This is a genomic window from Alkalibacterium thalassium, assembly GCF_900101165.1.
In the GTDB taxonomy this organism is placed as follows: Bacteria; Bacillota; Bacilli; order Lactobacillales; family Carnobacteriaceae_A; genus Alkalibacterium; species Alkalibacterium indicireducens.
Window position 1 is genome coordinate 1 of record NZ_FNFK01000013.1, and the last position, 22242, is coordinate 22242.

The following is a 22242-nucleotide window of genomic DNA, read 5'->3' on the forward strand; positions in this document are numbered from 1 at the left end:
GGAGCTCTGAATATCGCCCAAACAACCTAACTCATATGGTCACAGTATGAGTGCCCATGGAGCTATAGGCTCTGCCATGGGAGGGGTGATGGCACACCCTTAAACTTAAGGCTTGAACAAAACAGAAATGGCCTGCGTTCGACAAAGCACTTAAGAATCCCACTGCTTTAGCTGTGGGAGTGTCAACCGAACTTTGTCCTGAGTTATGCGCTAGACTAAAACAAATCTGACATCAATAAAAATTGACAACTAACTTAAATATAGGAGTCGGTCAGAGTCATGTACTCATCGATATCTGCCAAAACTTCATCAATTGCGGCCTGCCAGAAATCAGGTTGTGTCAAGTCGACGTTCAAGTGTTTTTCAGCCAGATCTTCAGTCGTCATGCTGGCCGTGTCTCTAAGCAGTTCACGGTAGTCATCTTCAAAGGCCGATTCCTGATTCTTCGCATGAGAATAGATCCCCAGGCTGAACAGGAAACCGAATGTATACGGGAAGTTATAGAACGGCACTCCAGTAATATGGAAATGCAGTTTACTTGCCCAGAACATTGGGTGATAGGTGTCTAGCGCGTTCTGGAATGCTTCTTTTTGAGCATCTTCCATCAGCTGGCTCAGTTCCTTCTCGTCAAGCAGCCCCTTCTGTCTCTGTTCGTAAAAACGTGTTTCAAACAGGTAACGGCTATGAATATTCATGAACATGACAGCAGCACGTGAGATTTTGCTGTCCAGAAGAGCGATTTTTTCTTCAATAGACTCAGCTGCCTCGACTGTCGCACTCGAGATAACCATTTCACATAATGTTGATGCAGTTTCCGCTACATTCATTGCATAGCGACGGTTCAGATGAGGTAGATCCCTCATAACATGACTATGGTAGGCGTGGCCCAGTTCATGAGCAAGTGTCGATACATTGTTAGCTGAACCGGAAAAAGTCATGAACACGCGGGATTCGCCACTCTTAGGCAAGTTGGAACAGTAGGCGCCAGGACGCTTACCATCTCGATCTTCGGCTTCCACCCAATTTTGCTTGAATGCAGTTTCAGCCAGTTCTTTCATCTCCTGACTGAATGAGGCAAAGTGCTCGACGACGAAAGACTGAGCTTCTTCAAATGAATAAGATTTAGGCTCGAAAGCTCCTAATGAAATAGGGGCGGTCACGTCTGCCCAGTTGAGCTTGTCTTTGCCCATCAGCTTGGCCTTGCGATTAAGGAAGTCTACCACTTTAGGTTTGTTTTCGGTAATCGTATCCCACATCATATCCAAGGTGTCCTTTTTCAGACGGTTGTATTCCAGAGCAGGATCAAGGAAATGGTCTTCTCCTCTGAGCTCATAGGTCTGTAGTCGGAACCCTGCCAGATGATTTAAAGTATCAGCAAACAGTGGCGCCTTGGCGTGCCAGGTCAGCTCCCAGTTATCAAGCAGAGATTCTCGGACAGCAGGGTCCGGATCCCCTGATAACTTATTGGCTGCCTGACCGGCTGACAGTGTGGATAACTCTCCATCTTTTTTAAACGGCACACGAATACTGTTCACTAAAGACTGATAGACGTTCCCAAAGCCTTCCAGACCATCCAGTGAGAGCTGCTGTATGATGCGTTCTTCTTTTTCAGATAAAAGCTTTTTACCTTTTTCTCTTTTTTCATCCAGGTTGAAGGAACTATGTTTAAGTCCTTCATGAGCAATCAGTTCAGTCCATTGATCTTCAGGAACAGCTTTCAGTTTTTTCATAAATAAAGTCTCTACATCGCTCATCTCACTGCCCAGACGGCTGAGCTCATTGACCCGTTTGGCCGCCTTGGTATCATTAACATTAGCAGAAAGGATGCCTCTTGAAAATGTCGATGCTTCTGATAAGTTGTCAAAAGCAGTCTGGCGCTTGTCCAGAAAATCGAGCAGCTCAGTAGTATGAGAATTGGCCTGCTCAGCCGACCAGTTTATAATCAGTTTTTTAGCTTCTGAAATCGTCTCTCTGATGCCGTCAATAAACTGACTCAGTTCCTCAGAATCACTTCCCCCTTTAAAAATCCGTTCCATATCCCAGTTCAATTGTGTTTGCATAGAGTCTCCCCCTCGTTGATTTGGTATCATTGTATCGTTTTTTCCTTTTCATATAAAGGGACATCAGTTAGAATAATAGTATTGACTAATGGGGTGTGTAAAAATATGAGAAAAAAAGCAAGTACTGCAGATAACATCTATCTTCTTTCTGCCTTTGCTGTGATGGCTATTTTGTACTACAGTTCCTCTATGAGCTATCAGGAGCAGTCGGTCCAGCCAATTCTTAATCAATGGTTTGAAAATGAACCGTTCAGAGGGCTGCTGGAGCGTATGGCATTCATGTATGCAGGCAGTGAAGTCAGTATCGAGGCAAGTGGATATGTCGGCTTTATTGAATTTTTTATTCGAAAAGGGGCCCATTTCATTTCTTATTTCTTTTTAGGCCTGTTCTGGTACTTAGGATTAAGAAACAGAGTGGACAATCCGTACTTAACTGTACTGCTGGCTGTGATGCTATCGATAGGCTATGCGTCATTTGATGAATTAAGACAGTCCTTTCATCCAAACCGGACAGCGTTGATGGAAGATGTCATTCTGGATACTGCAGGAGCTGTGACTGGGATCATTTCCGGCCTGCTGTCCACTAAACCACGCAGAAGGCGAGCGCGTGTCAAAGTCTGATCCAACGGACTAACTAAAGACGACAATGAAAGCGTAACCTGACTGCCTTGAATGACAAAAGATTTTTGGTATAATAACAAAGGACAAACACTAAGATCAGGAAAGAGGAAATAGAATGGCAGGACATTCCAAGTGGAAAAATATTCAGCATCGTAAAGGTGCACAAGATGCAAAAAAAGGAAAGATTTTCCAGAAATTGTCAAAAGAAATCTATCAGGCTGCAAAAGATGGCGGTACTGATCCCGATACGAATGCTGCACTGAGACTGGCTGTAGACAAAGCCAAGGCAAACAATATGCCTAACGACAATGTCGACCGCGCAATCAAGCGTGCCACTGATTCAGGTCAGGGAGCTGACTATAAAGAAGTGCTGTATGAAGGATACGGACCAAGCGGAATTGCTGTTCTGGTTTATGCCCTAACTGATAACCTTAACCGCTCGAGCACAAATATTCGAGTGGCATTCGACCGTAATGGCGGATCGATGGGAGAAAAAGGATCGGTCAACTATATGTTCGACCGCAAAGGCTATATTGCAATCAGCAGAGAAAATCTCGATATCGATGAAGACGACATGCTGATGCACGTACTGGAAGCTGGCGGAGAAGATCTGGAAACGTCCGACGATGTCTTTGAAATCTATACCGAAGCAACGGAATTCGCTCAAGTACGGGACGCACTGAAAGAAGCAGGTTTCGAGCTGGACCAGTCGGAACTGACGATGATTCCACAGACCACTGTACCTGTTCCTGAGGATAAAGTCAGTGTGTTTGAAAAACTGATCGATGCTCTTGAAGATGATGATGACGTCAGCGACGTTTACCATAATGCAGACATTTAAAATAATTTCACTTAATAGGCACTGGACAGAAAATTTGTCCAATGTCTATTTTTTTTCGTCACTTTTAAGATAAAAGAACAATATATATAGTAGACAGAAATATTTTATGGAGGGGTGGTAAAACTGGATACCGAATTATTCGCACAGCATCTTCTGACAGTCGCTGATTCTTACCGAACGAGTGATATACATGTTCTGCCGGAACAGAAACACTATGATATCTATTTCCGGTTGAATGGACAGATGGACAAACAGTTCTATCTGGATAGAGAAGAAGGGGGACGGCTCATATCGTTATTTAAATACTTGTCGAATATGGATGTCGGTGAGAAAAGGCGACCTCAAAGCGGATCGATGACGTTTCAGCTCGAAAAGAAGGCCATTGACCTGAGATTCTCCACGATCAGTAACTATCAGAGTCAGGAGTCTCTGGTGATCAGGCTTTTAAAGCAGAAAGAAACAGACGTGTCAGACATTGGAACATTCTTTCAGTATGAATGGCAGCAGCTGAAAAAACTGGCCGATGCAAAATCAGGGCTCCTTCTCTTTTCAGGTCCAGTTGACTCAGGCAAGACGACTACGATGTATCATCTGGTTAAGAACAGGATAAGAGGTGAAAAACAGCAGGTGATTACAGTAGAAGATCCTGTTGAGATTGAAGAAGTCTCCTTCCTGCAGACACAGGTCAATGAGACGGCGGGCGTATCATATGAACACTTGCTGAAAAGTTCTCTCAGACATCACCCGGATGTTATCATCGTTGGAGAAATAAGGGATGAAGAAACGGCACGAATGGTCATTCGAGGCGCCCTGACTGGTCACCTGATCGTAGCATCGATCCATGCCAAGAACTGCACGGGGGTCATATCCAGGCTGATGGAACTGGGAATTAGTCGGCCATTGCTCCAGCAGACACTGATAGGGATATCTTTTCAGACGCTGCTTCCACTTTACTGTCCCTTGTGTGAAACAAACTGTCGAACCTTCTGTACCCATTATCCCAGAGATCAGAAACGTGCCGCTTTATTCGAAGTCAGAACTGGGGAAGCACTCAAAAGGAGTCTGGGGGAGTCGGGAGAAAAGAAATCCCGTGAAGATGCGTCACGTTCATTTAATCATTTACTGGAAAAGGTGACTGCCTATGGCTATATTTCGAAACAGACCTGCGACCGCTACCTCATTCCTGAGCACTAGGGTCCTTTACCTCCAGGGTCGCTTTCTGTCGCGACTTGGAAGACTTCTGGGAGAAGGGTTTTCCATGAAAGAGGCACTGGACTTCCTGAGAACACTCGAAAAAAAGGAAGCGGCGGGATGGGCAGAAACGATCAGACAGGAAATACTTGAAGGAGGAGAACTGTCAGCTGGAGTCAGACGATGCGGCTTTCCCGAATCGGTGAGCACACAGATTCACTTTGCTTTGTATCATGGACACCTACATGAAGCCATATCGCATGCGGGGCGGCAACTGATGAAACGATCAGAGCGCAAACGAAAGCTACTTAGCATTATTCAGTACCCGCTGATGCTGACAGGCTTTATTGTAGTCATGCTGTTTATGATGCGGTACATTCTCATCCCTCATATTGAACAGATTACTTCGTTCCAGTCCGAGGTCATGCCGTTGAGCACGCGTTTGATTGTTATGCTGGTCTACCGGACACCCGAGGGCCTGGCACTGTTTGCTGGTCTGATCACAACAGCAATTCTCATATTTAAAAAAGCGAACAGCAGGAAAAGTGAAGTCGAGAAACTGAATACACTCACCAGATGGAGCCGCTCCACATTATTCACGCTTTACTGGAGCCAGTATTTTGCTTACGAGTGGGGCCAGCTGATCAAGGGAAGCTGCAGTCTCCTTGAAGTCATCACAATTATGAAAGGAGAGCAGAGCTCGAAGCTGGTCAAGGATATAGGGAAGCGAATCGAGAATGAAATGCTTAAGGGTCTGTCTTTTTCTGAAGCTCTAACCCCCTATCATTTTTTAAACGAAGAGCTGAAGGAAGTGATTCGTCAGGGTGAGCTTTCCGGAAAACTTGGCCATGAACTGACAATGTTTGCCCACAGCTGTGAAGAGGATTTTGACCGGAAGACAGAACAGCTGATGGCTCTGATCCAACCCATTGTTTTTGTAGGTGTTGCATTAGTCATTGTTGCGATTTATGCCGCTCTGCTGCTCCCCACATTTACTGTTATGGATACATTTTAAAGGAGGAAAAATAAATGATAAACAGATTACGCAATAGATTAAAGAAGGAAAATGGTTTCACACTGATTGAAATGTCTCTGGTCCTGCTGATCATATCTGTGCTCCTGTTATTGTTCGTCCCTAACCTGTCCAAAAGACAAGAATCAGCAAACGATACTGGAACTGATGCGATCGAAACAGTCCTGCAGAGCCAGGTGGATTTGTATAAAATACAAGAAAAGAAAAACCCTGAAAGTTTCGATGTAATGGAAAATGAACAGTATCTGACACCTAATCAAGCCGATCGGGCCAATAAAGAATTTCAGTTGAATGGCGGCATTGTGACGAAAAAAGCTAATTGACAGGTGAATAATGACGTGGTCAATGAATAAAGAAGAGGGCATGACGCTGATCGAAACACTACTGGTGCTCACTGCTCTGTCCATTATTATCTCAATACCTGCTGTTCAGTTCAGTCGACTCAAAGAAAGATCTGAAACAGCCCTGTTCTTTGAAACCTTTCAGTCGAGTGTCACCCTCATGCAGAACTATGCGATACTTAATGATAAATGGACAGTCATCGAATTCAGGCGTCCACTTAAAGATATATCATTCAGAGTAGCGGGTGAACGGGGGCATCCGATCGAACACAAACTGTCTCTGCCGGATCACATCTCATTATTGAATGATCTGACTGAATTCAGGTTTTCAAGAGGGACGGGACATATAAGCGGACATGAGGTCATCAGATTCCGCACACCGGAAGGAATTGTAGAGTTTGCCTTCCAGCTGGGAAGTGGCCGATATGAAATCAGGTAAATGGAGAAAAAGCGGAGGGTTCATCCTTATGGAAGCCCTGATCAGCTTGAGTCTGATCACACTAGCAGTATGCAGCATGCTTCCGTTCCTTGTGGATACTTTTGTAATCAGAGAAGAAGCAAAACTAAACGTGGAAACCAGCAGAGTTCTTTACGAAACAGCTCAGTTCTGGGATAGAACATATCAGTCGAATGCGATGATGGTGGACGGCAAGCTGATCGTAGTTATTGAAAATGACAATCGAATCACAGTCAAAGGAGAGAAAATCAGTGATCAGATGGTGGAAATCCTGTCAGTCAAATGGAAAAAATGATCACGGACTGACTTTGATCGAATGCCTCGTTACTATCCAGGTCATAAGTGCTATGGTCCTGCTTTTTTCTTTCGCTCTCAGCCAGTTTACAGCACTTGAAAGACAGGTGAATGATGACAGACAGATCGAGTGGCACCTCTTCTTGAACTATCTTGAACAGGATCTGAAAGACAAGGTGGTCACGGATGTGAAGGGTGAGACGATTACTTTCAAAAAGGTGGTGGATGGTGTAGTGCAGGAGGAGCCCGTGACCTACAATCGCTATAAAAATCTATATAGGAGAAGTGTCCGTGGACTGGGGCATCATCCTGTTCTAATGAGGATCAGCACCTTCTCAGCCAAAAAGAAAGATGACCAGCTGATATTAAAGGTCACTTTTGATAACCTGGAATCATACAGAGGCATAGTGAAGGTGGTGGATCATGTTCTGGAGTAAGGGCTTCGCAGATTCTGTACGAAGCGATGAGGGGAGCACGCTATTGTCTGCACTCATGATGCTCATGTTTACTTCGTTCCTATTGTTGTCATCGATCACAGTCCTCAAGCATCAGATGATCCAGTACAGGCAGACGGCTCTCAGCTATGAAGCCAGAACGATGATTGAAATGACAGAAGTTCTTTTAAAAGATGATTTTGATGATGATCAGTCTTATCCCAGTGAAGTGAGGTTTTCATCAGGGCGCACAACAGTGAGCAGACTCACCGATACACGATTCCTTATCAAGGCAGAACTGAACAATCAGCATACTAGTCAGAAAATAATTGAGCTGGCAGTGAAGCCTGTAGAACCGAGTACACCCCTAAAAACAGACGAAAACATTGATGACGATGCAGTGGTAGATAAGCCCGAGGCCATACCAGAAGTCAAGAATGTAAATGACCATCAGGATGAATGAAACAAAGATACTCAGCATAAATTGATTTGAGCATCAGTGGGCCAGACTGAAGAGAGCCTGCTGATGCTTTTCGCTGTTCAGCTGTCCTGAATATAGGTGCTGGGAACCGGATGTACAATGGCTGCCCATTCGTTTCTTTTTTAATTCAGCTTTGCTATAATAAAACAGATGAACGAAGAGCTGTACGATAAATTATAGAATTGGGTGTTGAAATGTTACGAGTAAAAGCCATTCAAACAGAACTGAAGAAACAGGAGCTTGATGCACTGCTGGTTACGAGTCCGTTTAATCTCCGCTATGTCTCCAACTTTACGGGAACAACTGGACTGGGTGTCATCACTCACGACAAAGCCTACTTTGTCACCGACTTCCGCTATACTGAACAGGCTGCTGAGCAGGCAGAAGGGTACGAAATCATCCAGAACACTGGACCGATTTTTGATGAAGTCAAAGCATTAGTTGAAAAAGAATCGATTTCCAACCTTGGATTCGAGACAAATTTCATGACTTTTTCAAATTACGAACTGCTGAATTCACTTGTAGAATGCAGGCTGACTCCTGTAAGCGGCCTTATCGAGTCCTTAAGAGAAATCAAGGAAGAAAGCGAAATTGAAACAATACAGAAAGCAATTAAGATCACTGAATACGCCTTCGAAGAAATCCTTCATTTCATCAAACCTGGCGTGACAGAGATAGAAGTAGCCAATAAACTGGATTTTCTGATGAGAGAAGAAGGTGCCAGTGGAGTATCATTCGATACGATCGTGGCCAGCGGAAAGCGTTCTGCAATGCCACACGGAGTAGCGAGTGATAAGGTTATCGAACAGGGGGACATGATCACGATCGATTTCGGGTGCTACTATAACGGATATGTATCAGATATGACTCGTACATTTGCATTAGGTGACCCTGGAGTAGAGCTGAAGAAGATTCATCAGATCGTTCTCGACGCAAATCAGAAAGTAACAGAGCAGATCAGGGCTGGAATCACTGGTAAGGATCTGGACGCTGTAGCCAGGGATTATATTACAGAAAAAGGGTATGGTAAAGCGTTCGGGCACTCAACTGGACACGGGATCGGACTTGAAGTGCATGAAGGCCCTGGAATCAATTTCAAGAATGAAAATGTACTGGTCAGCGGAAATGTCATCACAAACGAACCTGGGATCTATATTCCTGGACTTGGTGGCGTTAGAATCGAAGATGATCTGGTCGTCACTGATAGTGGCAGCAGAAACCTTATGAGCGTATCAAAAGAACTGATTCAGCTTTAAGGAAAGCCTTGTGAAGAGTAGTGATTTCAAATAGGTTTTCGCTTTAACGTAATTCCGAAAGAAGTCTCCCACTTCTAAACGTATGGGTACGAAGCACCAGTGAAAGTGGGAGATGAATGTCGGTCAAGCGATAGCTTGAAGTCGCGAACTTCCGTTTCATTTGGTATACTTCTTGTGTAGACGAAAATCAAGTCTATACTTAGGCGATAACCAAGCCTACTAAGTATTCCTTGGCATTAGCCAAGGAAAAGAAAACCTATAAGGCAGGGACTGCCTTTTGAGCCTACCCATATCCGATTCCTCTGTCTGCATGAATTTTGTGCAAACAAGAATGGAGTTCGTAGGAAGCTCCCACTTCAAAATCCAAAGGATTTAAGTGGTGGGTAGTTCACATCATGTTACAATAAAGAGAGAATTAAAATACGTTTTATTTATGCCGTATTTTAAATTAGGAGGAAAACAGGTAATGATTTCAACAAGTGAATTTAAAACAGGTCTGACGATTGAATACGATGGAAGCATCTGGAGAATCATGGACTTCCAGCACGTAAAACCAGGAAAAGGTGCGGCATTTGTCCGTTCTAAACTTAAAAATCTGAGAACCGGTGCAATTCAGGATAAAACATTCCGTGCTGGCGAAAAGATGGAAACCGCTCATATCGAAACGAAAGAGATGCAGTATCTTTATGAGAATGGTGGAAACCACGTCTTCATGGATACTCAGACATATGAACAACTTGAAATTCCTGGCGAACGTATTGAAGATGAACTGAAATTCATGAAAGAAAATATGGAAGTCGAAATCATGATGTACGGCCATGAAGTCCTTGGTGTTGAACTTCCTAAAAAAGTCGAGCTGAAAGTGGTAGAAACAGAGCCTGGAATCAGAGGCGACACAACAGGCGGAGGATCCAAGTCTGCAACACTTGAAACTGGGGCAGTTGTAACTGTACCTTTATTCGTCAACGTTGATGACATGCTGGTCATCAACACAGATGAAGGAAGCTACGTTTCCCGAGCTTAATCATTATATCGATTCAGTAAAAGGAGGAAGAGTGATGAGTGAAAGAATAGTCGATACAAATAGAACAAATCTACTAGGTGAAATCGAAGTGGCTCCTGAAGTACTGGAAGTCATTGCCGGTATTGCTGCCAACGAAGTGGATGGCGTCTATGCCATGCAAGGCCGCTTCTCTAAATCAATGAAAAATGTTTTCGGCAAAGCCAATCATAAAAAAGGTGTTCATTTGAATACAGATGAAGACGGGCTGAAAGTAGATATATACTGCTACTTCAAATTTGGCGTGAATGTGCCTGTCGTAGCTCAGACCATTCAGCAGCGAGTACGCGAACAAGTGCTGCATATGACCGATATTTCACTTGCTGAAGTGAACATTCATATTGCAGATATTGTACCTGAAAAAACTACAATCCAGGAATTGTTCGATCTGGATACGGAAGAAGATGAAAAATAGTGACTACTGTAAGGCGTGTGATAAGGGAAAAAGCCTTTCAGTCTCTTTTCCAGTTATCCACACATGATGAACTGACCGCTGATCAGGCCATTCGACTGGCATTGGAAAGTACCTTGTCTTTTGATGAGGGGCGTACGATCGAAGAGGCTATGAAAGATGCGTTGCCTGAGGAAAAGAATACTCAGCAAATCGTGACTGATGCGCTGCATTATCTCAGAAGACTGGTTGTCGGTACAAGAGATAACAAAGAAGTGATCGATGAGACAATCACCAGACATCTAAAAAACTGGTCTTTGAATCGTCTTGAACGTACCAACAGGCTGCTGCTTGAACTGGCTGCATATGAACTGCTTTTTGAAGCAGAGACGGATAAGCGTATCGTCATGAATGAAGCGATCGAGCTGGCTAAGACATTCAATGATGAAAAGGCAAGTAAATTCATAAATGGTGTCCTGCAGAGCATTGCAGATGAGAATAAAGTTTGAGCACTTTTTTCTGTCAGATATCCGCCAGTTCGGGATATGAAGAAATGAAATGTGACGCAGACAGCAAGAGAGGGCGGGGAAATAGAGTGTAGACCACATTCTATTTTTTTGCTCTTTTTATTTTCATCCAGCATCAGAACTTTAGAAAGGAGTTTGCTATGAGTGAAGACTACCTTACTGTCTCCCAGCTGACGACATATGTAAAAAGAAAATTTGATTACGATCCTTATCTTGAACGTATTTTTGTTAAGGGAGAGATTTCGAATTACAATCCTCACCGCAGGAATTCTCATCAGTATTTCAGCATTAAAGATAAAGATGCCAAACTGTCAGTGGTCCTGTTTCAGCGGGAAGCCAGAAAACTGAACGTCGAACTGGAAGAAGGCATGAGTGTTATGGCTGTAGGTCGCTTGTCTGTTTATGAAAAGAACGGGACTTACCAGCTCTATATTGAACACATTGAACCAGAAGGACTTGGACAGCTCTATGCAGCTTATGAAAAGACTAAAAAGAAACTGACCAAAGAAGGCTGGTTCGATGCATCACGCAAACAGCCCCTGATTCGCTTTCCTAAAAGAATTGCTGTGGTAACCAGTCCGAGCGGAGCAGTAATCAGAGATATTCAGACAACTATAGAAAGACGATTTCCTATAGTTGAACTCACTCTTTACCCTACTTTAGTTCAAGGAGACAAAGCCGCCGATTCGATCGTAAAAAGCATTAAGAAGGCGGACAGGACGGGCGATTTCGATACGATCATTGTCGCCCGGGGAGGCGGATCGTTTGAAGACCTGTTTCCATTTAATGAAGAAAAAGTGGCACTGGCAATTGCTCATGCGAAGACACCAGTCATATCATCAGTTGGACATGAAACGGATACGACACTTGCAGATCTTGCCGCAGACGTCAGAGCTGCGACACCAACTGCAGCAGCTGAACTGGCGGTACCTGTATTGACGGAAGAAATAGGTAAAATCGATCTGACAAGACAGAGACTAGTCCAGGCGATGCAGACACTTATTCGTCAGGAAAAAGAGCGGGTAAAACGAATGGAGCAATCGTATATATTCAGGCAGCCCGAGCGGTTGTATGATGGATACAGCCAGAATCTTGACCAGCTCACGGATCAGCTGATCAGAAGCACGGATCAGAGGCTTCAGTCGGCACGTCAGAAGAGGGATATGCTGAATCAGCAAGTGCGTGCCTACAATCCTATGTCCCGAATCAGACAAGCTAAAATTGATAATGAGAGACTTGAAAAGCAGCTATATACAGTATCAAGGCAAGCTGTCGAAAACAAGTCAAGACAAGTGGATCATCTTATTCAGTCGCTGGATCTTCTTTCCCCACTAAATATTCTCGGAAGAGGATTCGCAGTCGCCAGACAAAATAAGACTATTATCAAGTCAACTGAACAGATTAATATAAATGAGTCACTGGATGTTACCATTTCAGACGGAACAGTCAAAGCGAATATAACTGGAATCAGTAAAGACACGCTTATAAATAAAAGCAGCGAGGAGTAGAAGCAGTGGATAAAGAAAAAACGTTTGATGATGCAATGAAGGATCTTGAAGGAATTGTTCAGAAGCTGGAGCAGGGGGATGTCCCACTTGAAGAAGCACTCGATCAGTTTCAGGAAGGAATCAATCTGAGCCGATACTGCAAACGCATTATAGAGGATGCAGAAAAAACAGTTACACGTATGGTCAATGAAGATAGCAGCGAAGATACTGCCGATAACTGATAAAAGACTGATAAATCAGATGACATGAAACTTAGGGTTATTGAAGATACAATGACACGATGAATCGTGAGTAGTCGATTACTAAAAGATTAAAGGAGTATCAAATGAATTTTCAGACATTCGTTAAAGATTTTAAATACCCATTCGAACAGTATATGAGGGAGGCTGTCCCGGACAGTAGCAGAACTCAGCTGGAAGCATCCATGCGCTACTCCCTTGAAGCTGGAGGTAAACGCCTGAGGCCACTGATTCTTTTCGCTGTTCTCAAAGCATTCAACAAACCGGTCGAGCAGGCTTTCCCATATGGGGCAGCACTTGAGATGATCCACACCTACTCACTGATCCATGATGATCTTCCAGCAATGGATGATGATGACCTTAGAAGAGGGAAACCGACAAACCACATAGAATATTCCGAAGCGACTGCTATCCTTGCAGGAGATGCACTGCTGACCAAGGCCTTTGAACTGATGACGCATGGAGCAGCGGACGATGCCATCAAGCTTAAACTGATCAGATCTTTATCTCAAGATGCAGGTCACGAAGGGATGGTTGGCGGACAGCAGGCGGATATGAACGGGGAACATACTACCTTGACGCTTGAAGAACTGGAGTCGATCCATGCAAGAAAAACAGGCAAGCTTATCCGTTTTGCTTTCTACGCCGGAGGACTTCTTGCAGATGTGAAAAATGAAACAGTTACTGATCTTGAAGAAATGGCCTATACTTTAGGACTGGCTTATCAGGTGAGAGATGATATCCTGGATGTTCAAGGGGATGAAAAAGATTTAGGTAAGCGGACTGGAGCGGATGCCAGATTAGGAAAGAGTACCTACCCGGCATTACTAGGGCTTGAAGAGGCAAATGATCTGTTTAGGGAGAAGCTTGAAAAAGCACTGACATTGAACAGCCAGATTAAAGAGCGTGAGGCTGTTTATGACGACGAACTGCTGGCATCCTTCATTCGCTCATTAGAAATCGAAGCATTGTCTTGAGGTGAGGACATGAAAAAAGAACGTGCAGATGACCTGCTGATCCGTCAGGGTTGGGCAGAAGATCGTGAAAAAGCGAAACGACTTATTATGTCGGGTAAAGTTTATACAAGCAAGGAAGAACAGATTTTTACTTCTGGCGAAAAGTGGCTTGGAGATACGCTTGTCTATGTCAAAGGCGCTGAACAGCTGTATGTCAGCCGGGGGGGCAAGAAACTTGAGCGCGCTCTGGACTACTTTAAAATTGACCTGACTGATCAGATTGTACTAGATATCGGCGCATCAACGGGCGGCTTTACTGATGTCTCCTTGCAAAACGGTGCCCGACTGGTCTACGCTCTGGACGTAGGAACGAATCAGCTTGCCTGGAAACTTAGGATCGATGAGCGTGTCAGTGTTATGGAACAGACCAACTTCAGAACCTGCCGACCTGAAGACTTTACCCAGGGACAACCCACTGCCGCAACGATCGATGTCTCGTTCATCTCCTTAGAGAAAATTTTTCCTGTATTGAAAGATATTCTTGCTGAAGATGGTACAGTCATAGCTCTGATCAAACCACAGTTTGAAGCTAGAAGAGAAGATGTGGGTGAACGTGGCATCATTACTGACCCCGAAGTCCACAGATATGTCATTCATACTATCATTTCATTTCTGTATGAATTAGGTATGACTACAGAAGGGATTATCCCTTCACCTATTAAGGGTGGCAAAGGGAACAAAGAATATTTAGCGTATATAAAGAATCGGTCTGCGAAGGATAAATCGCTTGATTACTGGTTGCAGAAACTTATTACTGACTCGTTGTTTTCCTGAACACTTAAAAAGTATGCATATAATTTAATAAAAGATGATAAGTTCTTTTCTTGGCACTCAGTTAGAAATGATGTATACTTAAACTGAATATAATGTATAAATATACTGTGTTATTTAGTTCGCAAGGGCATAGGAGTGAATGAAGTGAAGAAAAAAGAGAGACATCAACTATTACGGGAACTGGTGCAACAGGAGGTTATTCAGAAACAGGAAGACTTCGTCGATATCCTGAAAAAACGCGGAATCGATATTACTCAGGCGACGATTTCGAGAGACATTAAGGAACTTCAACTTATCAAAGTACCTGCTCAAGAAGGTGGCTATCAGTACAACCTGCCTCCAGAAATGAATTATAACATTTCCAAGAAACTGGCAAGACTGATGAAAGATGCCTTCGTTTCAATCGACACTCAAAAAGAATTTGTTCTGATCAAGACGTTACCGGGTAATGCATTTGCTTTGGGTACATTGATCGAGACAGCGAAATACCAGGAAGTGTTCGGATGCATATCTGGTGATGATACTGTCCTGATAATTTGTCGGGATGAGGACAGTGCTGAACGTTTCCAGAGAAGAATTATTTCCTTCATTTAATTGATCTGATGAACAGGAGGTTTATCTTTGCTAGAATCGTTAAAAATTAAAGATTTTGCAATTATTCAGGATCTGTCACTGGACTTCAGAACTGGCATGACTGTCCTGACAGGTGAAACTGGCGCAGGAAAATCAATCATTATCGATGCGGTCGGTCTCCTGGCAGGTGGTAGAGGATCCAGCGAATTTGTCCGGTACGGATCAAAGAAATGTGTTCTGGAAGGCCAGTTCTCCTATCAGAAGACGGAGACGTTGACTGCGCTTCTGGAAGAAAACGCGATTGATGAAGAAGAAGCCACGTTGCTGATCCAAAGAGAAATATTTGCCTCTGGGCGCAATGTCTGCCGAATTAATGGTAGTATCGTCACCATTGCTGTGCTGAAAGAAGTGGGTTCTCAGCTGATCGACATCCATGGTCAGAACGAGCACCAGGAGCTGATGGTGTCTGATAACCATATTCATCTGCTGGATTATTACGGACCGAGTGAACTGGATCGGCTGAAAAAAGAATACCAGTCAGTATTCAGTGAATACAGGCATCTTGAAAAAGAACGCAGAGAATGGGAAATCAATGAACAGGAGCTTGTGCAGCGTATCGATATTCTGAAATATCAGGTAGAAGAAATCAAAGCTGCCGATCTTCACCTCAATGAAGAAGAAGAGCTTAAAGAAGAGGAACAGAAGCTTGCGAACCATCAGTCGATTGTCGAAGCCCTGTCCTCAAGTTATACCATTCTTCAAGGAGAAGAGATAAGCGGACTGGATCTAATCGGACAGGCAATGGAGAAAATGGAAAGCATTTCGGATATGGATGATAAATTCAGACAGATATCTGAAACACTTTCTGCTGCATTCTTCCAGCTTCAGGAAGTATCCAGCGACTTATATTCTGAAATGGATCATCTTGAATATGACGAAGAACGCCTTAACGAGATCGAAGAACGTCTCAACCTCATTCAGCAGCTTAAACGGAAATATGGGCATACTGTTGAATCGATTCTGACCCATTACGAAGAAGCTGTCAGTGAACTGGAAAAGCTTGAAAACCGGGAAGAACAAGTGGATATGCTCAGCAAGAAGACAACTCAGTTGAGGGAACGGGCTGTAAGTCTGGCTGGAGACTTGACAAAAATCAGAAAAGACACTGCTGAAAGGCTGGAAGTAGCCATTCTTGAACAGCTGAAAGAACTGTACATGGAAAAAGTCCAGTTTTCAGTTAATTTCAAAGAAGGATCAGATCAGGGTACTGCTGATTCTGTCTTATCCGCCCAAGGCCAGGACAAAATCGAATTTTTTGTAGCAACTAACCCAGGGGAACCCTTGAAACCACTTGCGCGTGTCGCATCTGGAGGAGAACTCTCTCGTATGATGTTGGCAATGAAAACTATCTTCTCCAGGTCGCAAGGCATTACAAGCATTATTTTTGATGAAGTAGATACTGGTGTCAGTGGAAGAGTGGCTCAGGCCATAGCAGACAAGATTTACTCAGTGGCCTACCATTCTCAAGTCTTATGCATCACTCATCTGCCTCAAGTTGCAGCGCGGGCAGATCAGCACTTGTATATACGAAAAGAAGTGGCTAACGACCGGACGACCACCTATGTTGAACAGCTGGCCGAGAAAGAACGGACAGAAGAAATTGCCCGTATGCTTTCAGGTGAGGAACTAACGCAACTGACTATTGAAACTGCTCAGGAATTACTGAAATTGGCTGATAAAAAGAAAAAGCAGGTATAAAAAACCCCTCTTTGCACCACTGAATAAGGGGGCCAAGAGGGTTTTTGTCAATTATATTATAGAATCACACTTAAAATCGAAGCAAATGCAGGAATAGCCATCGACAGGACCAGCACCCAAATAATGATTTTAGAAGCAGTGCTTGTTGATTCTTTTTCTCTTCGTTTCTTAGGCATAAGTGTACACCAACTTTCCTGAGAACTTTCAGCTATTAGTGTACTTAAAGTGCTGTCATAATGCAAGTCTTTATTAGAGAGTTTCAAAAGTGTTCAAATTTTGATAATATAATTACGAGTAAGATATGCAGGTCTGACTTTTTTGAGCGGTCAGCTGCATCAAAAATGAGAGGAGATTTACTATGAGTAAACAGCAAGTCGGCGTTATCGGTATGGCTGTTATGGGTAAGAATCTAGCTTTGAATATTGAAAGCAGAGGCTACTCCGTGTCTATTTATAACCGTACAAGATCAAAAACAGATGGGGTCATCGAAGAGAACCCCGGCAAGAATCTGACTGCAACATATGAATTGGAAGAATTTGTCGACTCTCTGGAAGTACCTAGAAAAATCGTTTTAATGGTACAGGCAGGGAAAGGGACAGATGCTGTCATCAAACAGCTGCTACCTCACTTGGATAAAGGAGATATTCTGATCGATGGAGGGAACACATTCTATCAGGATACGATCCGCCGCAGCAAGGAGCTTGCTGATTCAGGCATCAACTTTATCGGAACTGGCGTGTCCGGTGGAGAAGAAGGTGCTCTGAAAGGACCAGCGATCATGCCAGGTGGTCAGAAGGAAGCTTATGATCTTGTAGCGCCGATCCTGGAACAGATTGCTGCTAAAGCACCTGCTGATGGAGAGCCATGTGTCACATACATTGGTCCAGATGGAGCGGGACACTACGTGAAAATGGTCCATAACGGCATCGAATACGGCGATATGCAGCTGATTGCTGAGTCTTATCACATTTTGAAAGACGTTGTCGGCTTGTCAAATGAAGAAATTGCTGATGTATTCAAGGAATGGAATACTGGTGAACTGGACAGCTTCCTGATCGAAATCACAGCAGATGCGTTAACTAAAAAAGATCCGGAAACAGGCAAGCACATGATCGATATCATTCTTGACCGTGCCGGAAACAAAGGAACAGGAAAATGGACGTCGCAGAGTGCGCTTGACCTGGGACTGCCTCTCCCACTGATCACAGAATCAGTTTTTGCCCGCTACATCTCTGCACTGAAAGACGAACGTGTAGCAGCGAGCAAAGTTCTGCCTAAGCCGGAAATGAAAGCCTTCGAAGGTGACAAGAAAGAAGTCATCGAAAAAATCAGAGAAGCTTTGTACTTCAGTAAAATCATGAGTTACGCTCAAGGATTTGCACAAATGGGAACTGCTTCAAAAGAGTACAACTGGAACCTGAAATATGGTGACATTGCAAAAATCTTCAGAGCTGGCTGTATCATCAGAGCGCGTTTCCTTCAGAAAATCACTGAAGCATATGAGCGTGAACCACAGCTGAAAAACCTTGTGCTGGATGACTACTTCATGGATATCACTGAGCGTTATCAGCAGTCAGTAAGAGATCTGGTCGGACTTTCTGTTCAGGCAGGTGTTCCTGTGCCGGCATTCTCATCAGCGATCGCTTATTACGATTCTTACCGTTCAGAACGTCTGCCTGCAAACATTATTCAGGCACAACGTGATTACTTTGGAGCGCATACCTATGAACGCGTCGATAAAGAAGGCAGGTTCCACTTCGACTGGTATGGAAACGAAGGCGAAGAAAGCTGGGATTAAGCCAATTGTGTCATTGATTAAAAAATAGTATGAAGATAGTAGGTTTTCAATTAGAAAACCTGCTATTTTACTGTTATAATAGCTTTAATAGACGATTTCTTTCGTTCCCTTGAATGAGAAACTGTGTTACACTAAAGAAGCCTTGTGACAGGAACTGAAGGGGATCACCCGTAAACAAAATGAAACAGGTAAATTAAGCTAGGAGTGAAAACATTGGCAAATATTTTGATCATTGAGGACGAGAAGAATCTGGCCAGATTCGTCGAACTTGAACTGAACCATGAAGGGTTTAGGGCAGAAGTACGATTCGATGGACGTTCAGGACTGGAAGCGGCACTGGATGAAGAGGAAAGCTGGGATATCATTCTTCTTGACCTGATGCTTCCTGAACTGAACGGCATAGATGTGGCTCGTCGCATAAGACAAGTTAGCAATGTGCCGATCATCATGATGACTGCCCGCGATTCAGTTATTGACCGTGTATCAGGTTTCGATCACGGTGCTGATGACTATGTCGTCAAACCGTTTGCGATCGAAGAACTGCTTGCCCGCATGCGTGCACTGCTTCGTCGAATCGAAATTGAAACTGAAGAAAACGTCAGCCGTCAGACAACCATCACTTATAGGGACATTACTGTCGAGAAGGAAAACCGCGTCGTCAAGCGTGGCGATGAAGTCATCGAGCTGACTAAAAGAGAGTACGAACTGCTTGTGGAACTTATGGAGAATGTCAACGTCGTTCTGTCTCGTGAAGTCCTGCTTAATAAAGTATGGGGCTACGAAACAGAAGTCGAAACGAATGTTGTCGACGTCTACATCAGATATCTTCGTAACAAGATCGATGTAGCTGGCAAGGAAAGTTACATTCAGACTGTTAGAGGAACTGGATACGTGATGCGCACGTGAAACAGCAGGCAGCTATCGATACGACAGCAGTAAACCAGCAGAAGCGTATTTCTCTGAGATGGAAGTGGACGATCGGGGCTGCAATTGCACTATTTCTTACCTATACGATTTTTTCAACGATTCTATTCATTACGTTCCAGCAGATCATGATCGAAAATGAACAGCAGGCTGTCAGAAATGTGGTATTTATCCTTACCGAACGTTTCGGGCAGCATTTTTATGAGTTGACTGAAGAAGATGTAGAAGAAACACTGGATCAGCAGGAGCTGTATCTTACTCCCGAGATGCCGATAATGGAAGAAACCCAGAATCAGAGAAGTACTCCGCTGAGAGCAAGCCAGGGCAGCATCGTCATTCGTGTGTTCAGCCAGGATGAAGAACTTTTGTATGAAACGAATTCGGTAGATATCGGATTTGAACCACTTGAGACCTTACAGATACAGACAATACCTGAAGGACCTCATGGAAAAGCGCTGTCAGCTGTGACCCCGGTCTATTCTTTTTTGAATAATGACTTGATCGGTTATGTTCAGGTGATCAATACACTATCATCCTATCATCAGCTGTTCAGAAGTGTTTTGGGAGCGATCCTTTTGACAGGAATCATTGCCCTACTGTTCAGTGGAGTCATCGGTTACATCATAGCCATCTCATTCCTTCAGCCGATCCGTCGACTGACCGAAGCGATGCACATCATTGAAAAAAATCCGGAATCCGAAGAACGCATCGATGTTGGAGACGGAAATGATGAACTGACTGAACTCGCCAACGCACACAACGCCATGCTGGATAGAATGCAGCGGAACATTGAACACCAGAAGCAGTTTGTAGAAGATGTCTCTCATGAACTTAGAACACCCGTCGCTGTGGTGGAAGGGCATATGAAACTGCTCAACCGCTGGGGGAAAGATGACCCAGTTGTTCTTGAAGAATCACTGGATGCCTCCCTGCAGGAAATCGGCCGGATGAAGAGTCTGGTGCAGGAAATGCTGGACTTGTCCCGCGCAGAACAGGTGGAAATTCATTATAAAAATGAACGGACACCCGTCAGAGAAATCATTAATCAAACATTTAATAACTTCAAGCTGGTTCATCCTGACTTCTATTTCATTCTTGATGATGATCTTGAAAAAGAAGTATATGTCAACATCTACCGTAATCATCTGGAACAGATTCTTATCATTCTTCTGGACAATGCAGTCAAGTATTCGACTGACCGTCATGAGGTGCATTTAAGTGTCTCGGAACACGGCAGAAATGTTCAGATCGCCATTCAGGACTATGGTGAAGGAATGACTCAGGAAGATACCGTTAAAATCTTCAACCGATTCTACCGGGTAGACAAGGCCCGCAGCCGTCATAAAGGCGGAAACGGACTGGGACTGTCTATCGCCAAACAGCTGATTGAAGGCTATCATGGCAAGATTTGGGCTGAAAGTGTTCTCGAACATGGGTCCATCTTCAGAATAGAACTGCCTAAGCTGGAAGATAAGCAATCGGACAGGGATTCAGATAAATAATTAGAAATTGGGAAAGGCCCGGCAATCAGCCAGGCCTTTTTTTTGTTTCAAGCAAGTGAGACTAGCTATGAAGTGGTGTTTATTTTCGTGAGTTTTTCCCTGAAAAGATAATAGTATATGTAAGGAGGGATCACATGTTAGTTTTGAAATCCAGGGAAAAGTCAACACAGTTGAAGGGCTATGAGTCACTGAACAGCCGATTATCATTAAGTAAAGACGAACTCAGCAAATACAGCCATTTAAAAACAGGTCTGGAGGGTGAAATCACATTTGATAACTTGGTTCAGACTAGGTTAAATAAAGACATACTTATTCTGAACGATCTCCTGCTATCGGTAAATGGCTCATCGATACAGATTGATTCACTCATTCTGATGAATAACAGTGTCTATATATTTGAAGTAAAGAACTACAAAGGAGAGTATCGGTATGAAGCAGGGAAGTACATCAGTAAACGTGGATACACTATTGTAAGTCCAAATAACCAGCTCGAGAGAACCGCTACTCTTTTTGCCCAGCTGATGAAATCGTGGAATTACTCTGTCAACGTAGTGAAGTATCTGGTTTTTATCAATCCTGAATTTACACTTTACCGTGTCGGATCTGATGACAGCGTCTGCTTGCCATCCCAAATAAATGAACTGCTGAGAAAACTTGGTGATCAGGAGGTCAGCCGAAACCCCAAACTACGTCAGCTCGCAAACAGATTGCTGGATAATCACAAACAGAATGTACCGTTTGAGCTGAATCTTCCCACATACGCCTGGGAAGACCTGCTTAAAGGACCAACTTGTACACATTGTAAAAGTTTTACACTTATATATTCACAACGCAGCTGTGTCTGCAAAGCATGTGGAATGAAAACAGATAGATTGAATAATATTATTGGCAACGTTGAAGAAATGAAGCTTCTGTTCCCGGAGATGAAGATTACTACCAAAAGTGTCAGTGAATGGCTGAATGGGGCATTGCCTGCCAAGTCAATCAGACGGGCTCTAAACACCCATTATAAGCAACAGGGAAAAAGTCAGGGTGTATATTATCTTTGAACTAATTGGGTATTTCGAAGAACCGGACAAGCTTTAATGATTGGATGAAGAATGATCGCGGCATTGAGTTGGTCGAAAGATGTCGGGAGCAGCCAACCGAGTTGCGACCGCGTC

At 43.7% G+C, this 22242-nt stretch carries 24 protein-coding genes; 23 read left to right on the plus strand and 1 reads right to left on the minus strand.

Features of this window, described 5'->3' with window-relative positions; translation table 11 throughout:
* Positions 1-254: 254 nt before the first annotated feature.
* Entirely contained in the window at positions 255-2060 is a 1806-nt protein-coding gene (locus BLR76_RS04590; protein ID WP_091266059.1) for a M3 family oligoendopeptidase, read from the minus strand.
* A 105-nt stretch (positions 2061-2165) separates the two neighbouring features.
* Here BLR76_RS04590 and BLR76_RS04595 point away from each other — a divergent pair, with 105 nt between their 5' ends.
* From BLR76_RS04595 to BLR76_RS04705, 23 genes are all read left to right on the plus strand, one after another.
* Positions 2166-2681, plus strand: a complete 516-nt coding sequence (locus tag BLR76_RS04595) for a VanZ family protein (RefSeq protein ID WP_091266062.1) — start codon at positions 2166-2168, stop codon at positions 2679-2681.
* A gap of 115 nt (positions 2682-2796) precedes the next feature.
* A complete protein-coding gene (locus BLR76_RS04600) occupies positions 2797-3522 on the plus strand; it encodes a YebC/PmpR family DNA-binding transcriptional regulator (RefSeq protein WP_091266065.1) in 726 nt (241 codons plus the stop codon).
* Between the two features lie 114 nt (positions 3523-3636).
* Positions 3637-4716, plus strand: coding sequence for a competence type IV pilus ATPase ComGA (comGA, locus tag BLR76_RS04605; protein WP_245683031.1), 1080 nt, complete (start codon positions 3637-3639; stop codon positions 4714-4716).
* On the plus strand, positions 4664-5728 hold the full coding sequence (gene comGB, locus BLR76_RS04610) for a competence type IV pilus assembly protein ComGB (protein WP_091266068.1): 1065 nt from the start codon (positions 4664-4666) through the stop codon (positions 5726-5728). The genes comGA and comGB overlap by 53 nt, the downstream gene beginning before the upstream one ends.
* A gap of 14 nt (positions 5729-5742) precedes the next feature.
* Complete coding sequence (gene comGC / locus BLR76_RS04615) at positions 5743-6069, plus strand: competence type IV pilus major pilin ComGC (protein WP_091266071.1); 327 nt, start codon at positions 5743-5745, stop codon at positions 6067-6069.
* 22 nt (positions 6070-6091) lie between these two features.
* A complete protein-coding gene (gene comGD / locus BLR76_RS04620; protein ID WP_091266073.1) occupies positions 6092-6526 on the plus strand; it encodes a competence type IV pilus minor pilin ComGD in 435 nt (144 codons plus the stop codon).
* Positions 6513-6839, plus strand: coding sequence for a hypothetical protein (locus BLR76_RS04625; protein ID WP_091266076.1), 327 nt, complete (start codon positions 6513-6515; stop codon positions 6837-6839). The genes comGD and BLR76_RS04625 overlap by 14 nt, the downstream gene beginning before the upstream one ends.
* Positions 6796-7275 (plus strand): competence type IV pilus minor pilin ComGF, encoded by a 480-nt coding sequence (comGF, locus tag BLR76_RS04630; protein WP_176759610.1) that lies wholly within the window; start codon positions 6796-6798, stop codon positions 7273-7275. Before BLR76_RS04625 ends, comGF begins: the two co-directional genes overlap by 44 nt.
* Positions 7262-7735: a hypothetical protein gene (locus BLR76_RS04635; protein WP_091266080.1), complete on the plus strand. Its 474-nt coding sequence runs from the start codon at positions 7262-7264 to the stop codon at positions 7733-7735. The genes comGF and BLR76_RS04635 overlap by 14 nt, the downstream gene beginning before the upstream one ends.
* 212 nt (positions 7736-7947) lie before the next feature.
* A complete protein-coding gene (locus BLR76_RS04640) occupies positions 7948-9009 on the plus strand; it encodes a M24 family metallopeptidase (protein ID WP_091266082.1) in 1062 nt (353 codons plus the stop codon).
* Between the two features lie 466 nt (positions 9010-9475).
* Positions 9476-10033: an elongation factor P gene (efp, locus tag BLR76_RS04645; protein WP_091266085.1), complete on the plus strand. Its 558-nt coding sequence runs from the start codon at positions 9476-9478 to the stop codon at positions 10031-10033.
* 34 nt (positions 10034-10067) lie between these two features.
* Positions 10068-10484, plus strand: coding sequence for an Asp23/Gls24 family envelope stress response protein (locus BLR76_RS04650; protein ID WP_091266087.1), 417 nt, complete (start codon positions 10068-10070; stop codon positions 10482-10484).
* Positions 10484-10969, plus strand: coding sequence for a transcription antitermination factor NusB (gene nusB, locus BLR76_RS04655; RefSeq protein ID WP_176759611.1), 486 nt, complete (start codon positions 10484-10486; stop codon positions 10967-10969). The genes BLR76_RS04650 and nusB overlap by 1 nt, the downstream gene beginning before the upstream one ends.
* A gap of 158 nt (positions 10970-11127) precedes the next feature.
* Positions 11128-12495: an exodeoxyribonuclease VII large subunit gene (xseA, locus tag BLR76_RS04660; RefSeq protein ID WP_091266089.1), complete on the plus strand. Its 1368-nt coding sequence runs from the start codon at positions 11128-11130 to the stop codon at positions 12493-12495.
* A gap of 5 nt (positions 12496-12500) precedes the next feature.
* A complete protein-coding gene (locus BLR76_RS04665; RefSeq protein WP_091266091.1) occupies positions 12501-12716 on the plus strand; it encodes an exodeoxyribonuclease VII small subunit in 216 nt (71 codons plus the stop codon).
* 104 nt (positions 12717-12820) lie between these two features.
* The gene (locus BLR76_RS04670; protein WP_091266093.1) at positions 12821-13711 is read left to right on the plus strand and encodes a polyprenyl synthetase family protein; all 891 of its coding nucleotides are present in this window, start codon (positions 12821-12823) and stop codon (positions 13709-13711) included.
* Between the two features lie 9 nt (positions 13712-13720).
* Positions 13721-14524 carry a TlyA family RNA methyltransferase gene (locus BLR76_RS04675; RefSeq protein ID WP_091266096.1) on the plus strand — a complete coding sequence of 268 codons (804 nt, stop codon included), beginning with the start codon at positions 13721-13723 and terminating at the stop codon, positions 14522-14524.
* 144 nt (positions 14525-14668) lie between these two features.
* Positions 14669-15118 carry an arginine repressor gene (argR, locus tag BLR76_RS04680; protein WP_091266098.1) on the plus strand — a complete coding sequence of 150 codons (450 nt, stop codon included), beginning with the start codon at positions 14669-14671 and terminating at the stop codon, positions 15116-15118.
* 27 nt (positions 15119-15145) lie between these two features.
* The gene (recN, locus tag BLR76_RS04685) at positions 15146-16855 is read left to right on the plus strand and encodes a DNA repair protein RecN (protein ID WP_091266100.1); all 1710 of its coding nucleotides are present in this window, start codon (positions 15146-15148) and stop codon (positions 16853-16855) included.
* 358 nt (positions 16856-17213) lie between these two features.
* Positions 17214-18653: an NADP-dependent phosphogluconate dehydrogenase gene (gndA, locus tag BLR76_RS04690; protein ID WP_091266102.1), complete on the plus strand. Its 1440-nt coding sequence runs from the start codon at positions 17214-17216 to the stop codon at positions 18651-18653.
* A 213-nt stretch (positions 18654-18866) separates the two neighbouring features.
* Positions 18867-19559: a response regulator transcription factor gene (locus tag BLR76_RS04695; protein WP_091266104.1), complete on the plus strand. Its 693-nt coding sequence runs from the start codon at positions 18867-18869 to the stop codon at positions 19557-19559.
* Complete coding sequence (locus tag BLR76_RS04700; protein WP_245683033.1) at positions 19556-21079, plus strand: HAMP domain-containing sensor histidine kinase; 1524 nt, start codon at positions 19556-19558, stop codon at positions 21077-21079. Before BLR76_RS04695 ends, BLR76_RS04700 begins: the two co-directional genes overlap by 4 nt.
* Before the next feature lie 134 nt (positions 21080-21213).
* Positions 21214-22128, plus strand: coding sequence for a nuclease-related domain-containing protein (locus BLR76_RS04705; protein ID WP_091266106.1), 915 nt, complete (start codon positions 21214-21216; stop codon positions 22126-22128).
* The last annotated feature ends 114 nt before the right edge of the window (positions 22129-22242 follow it).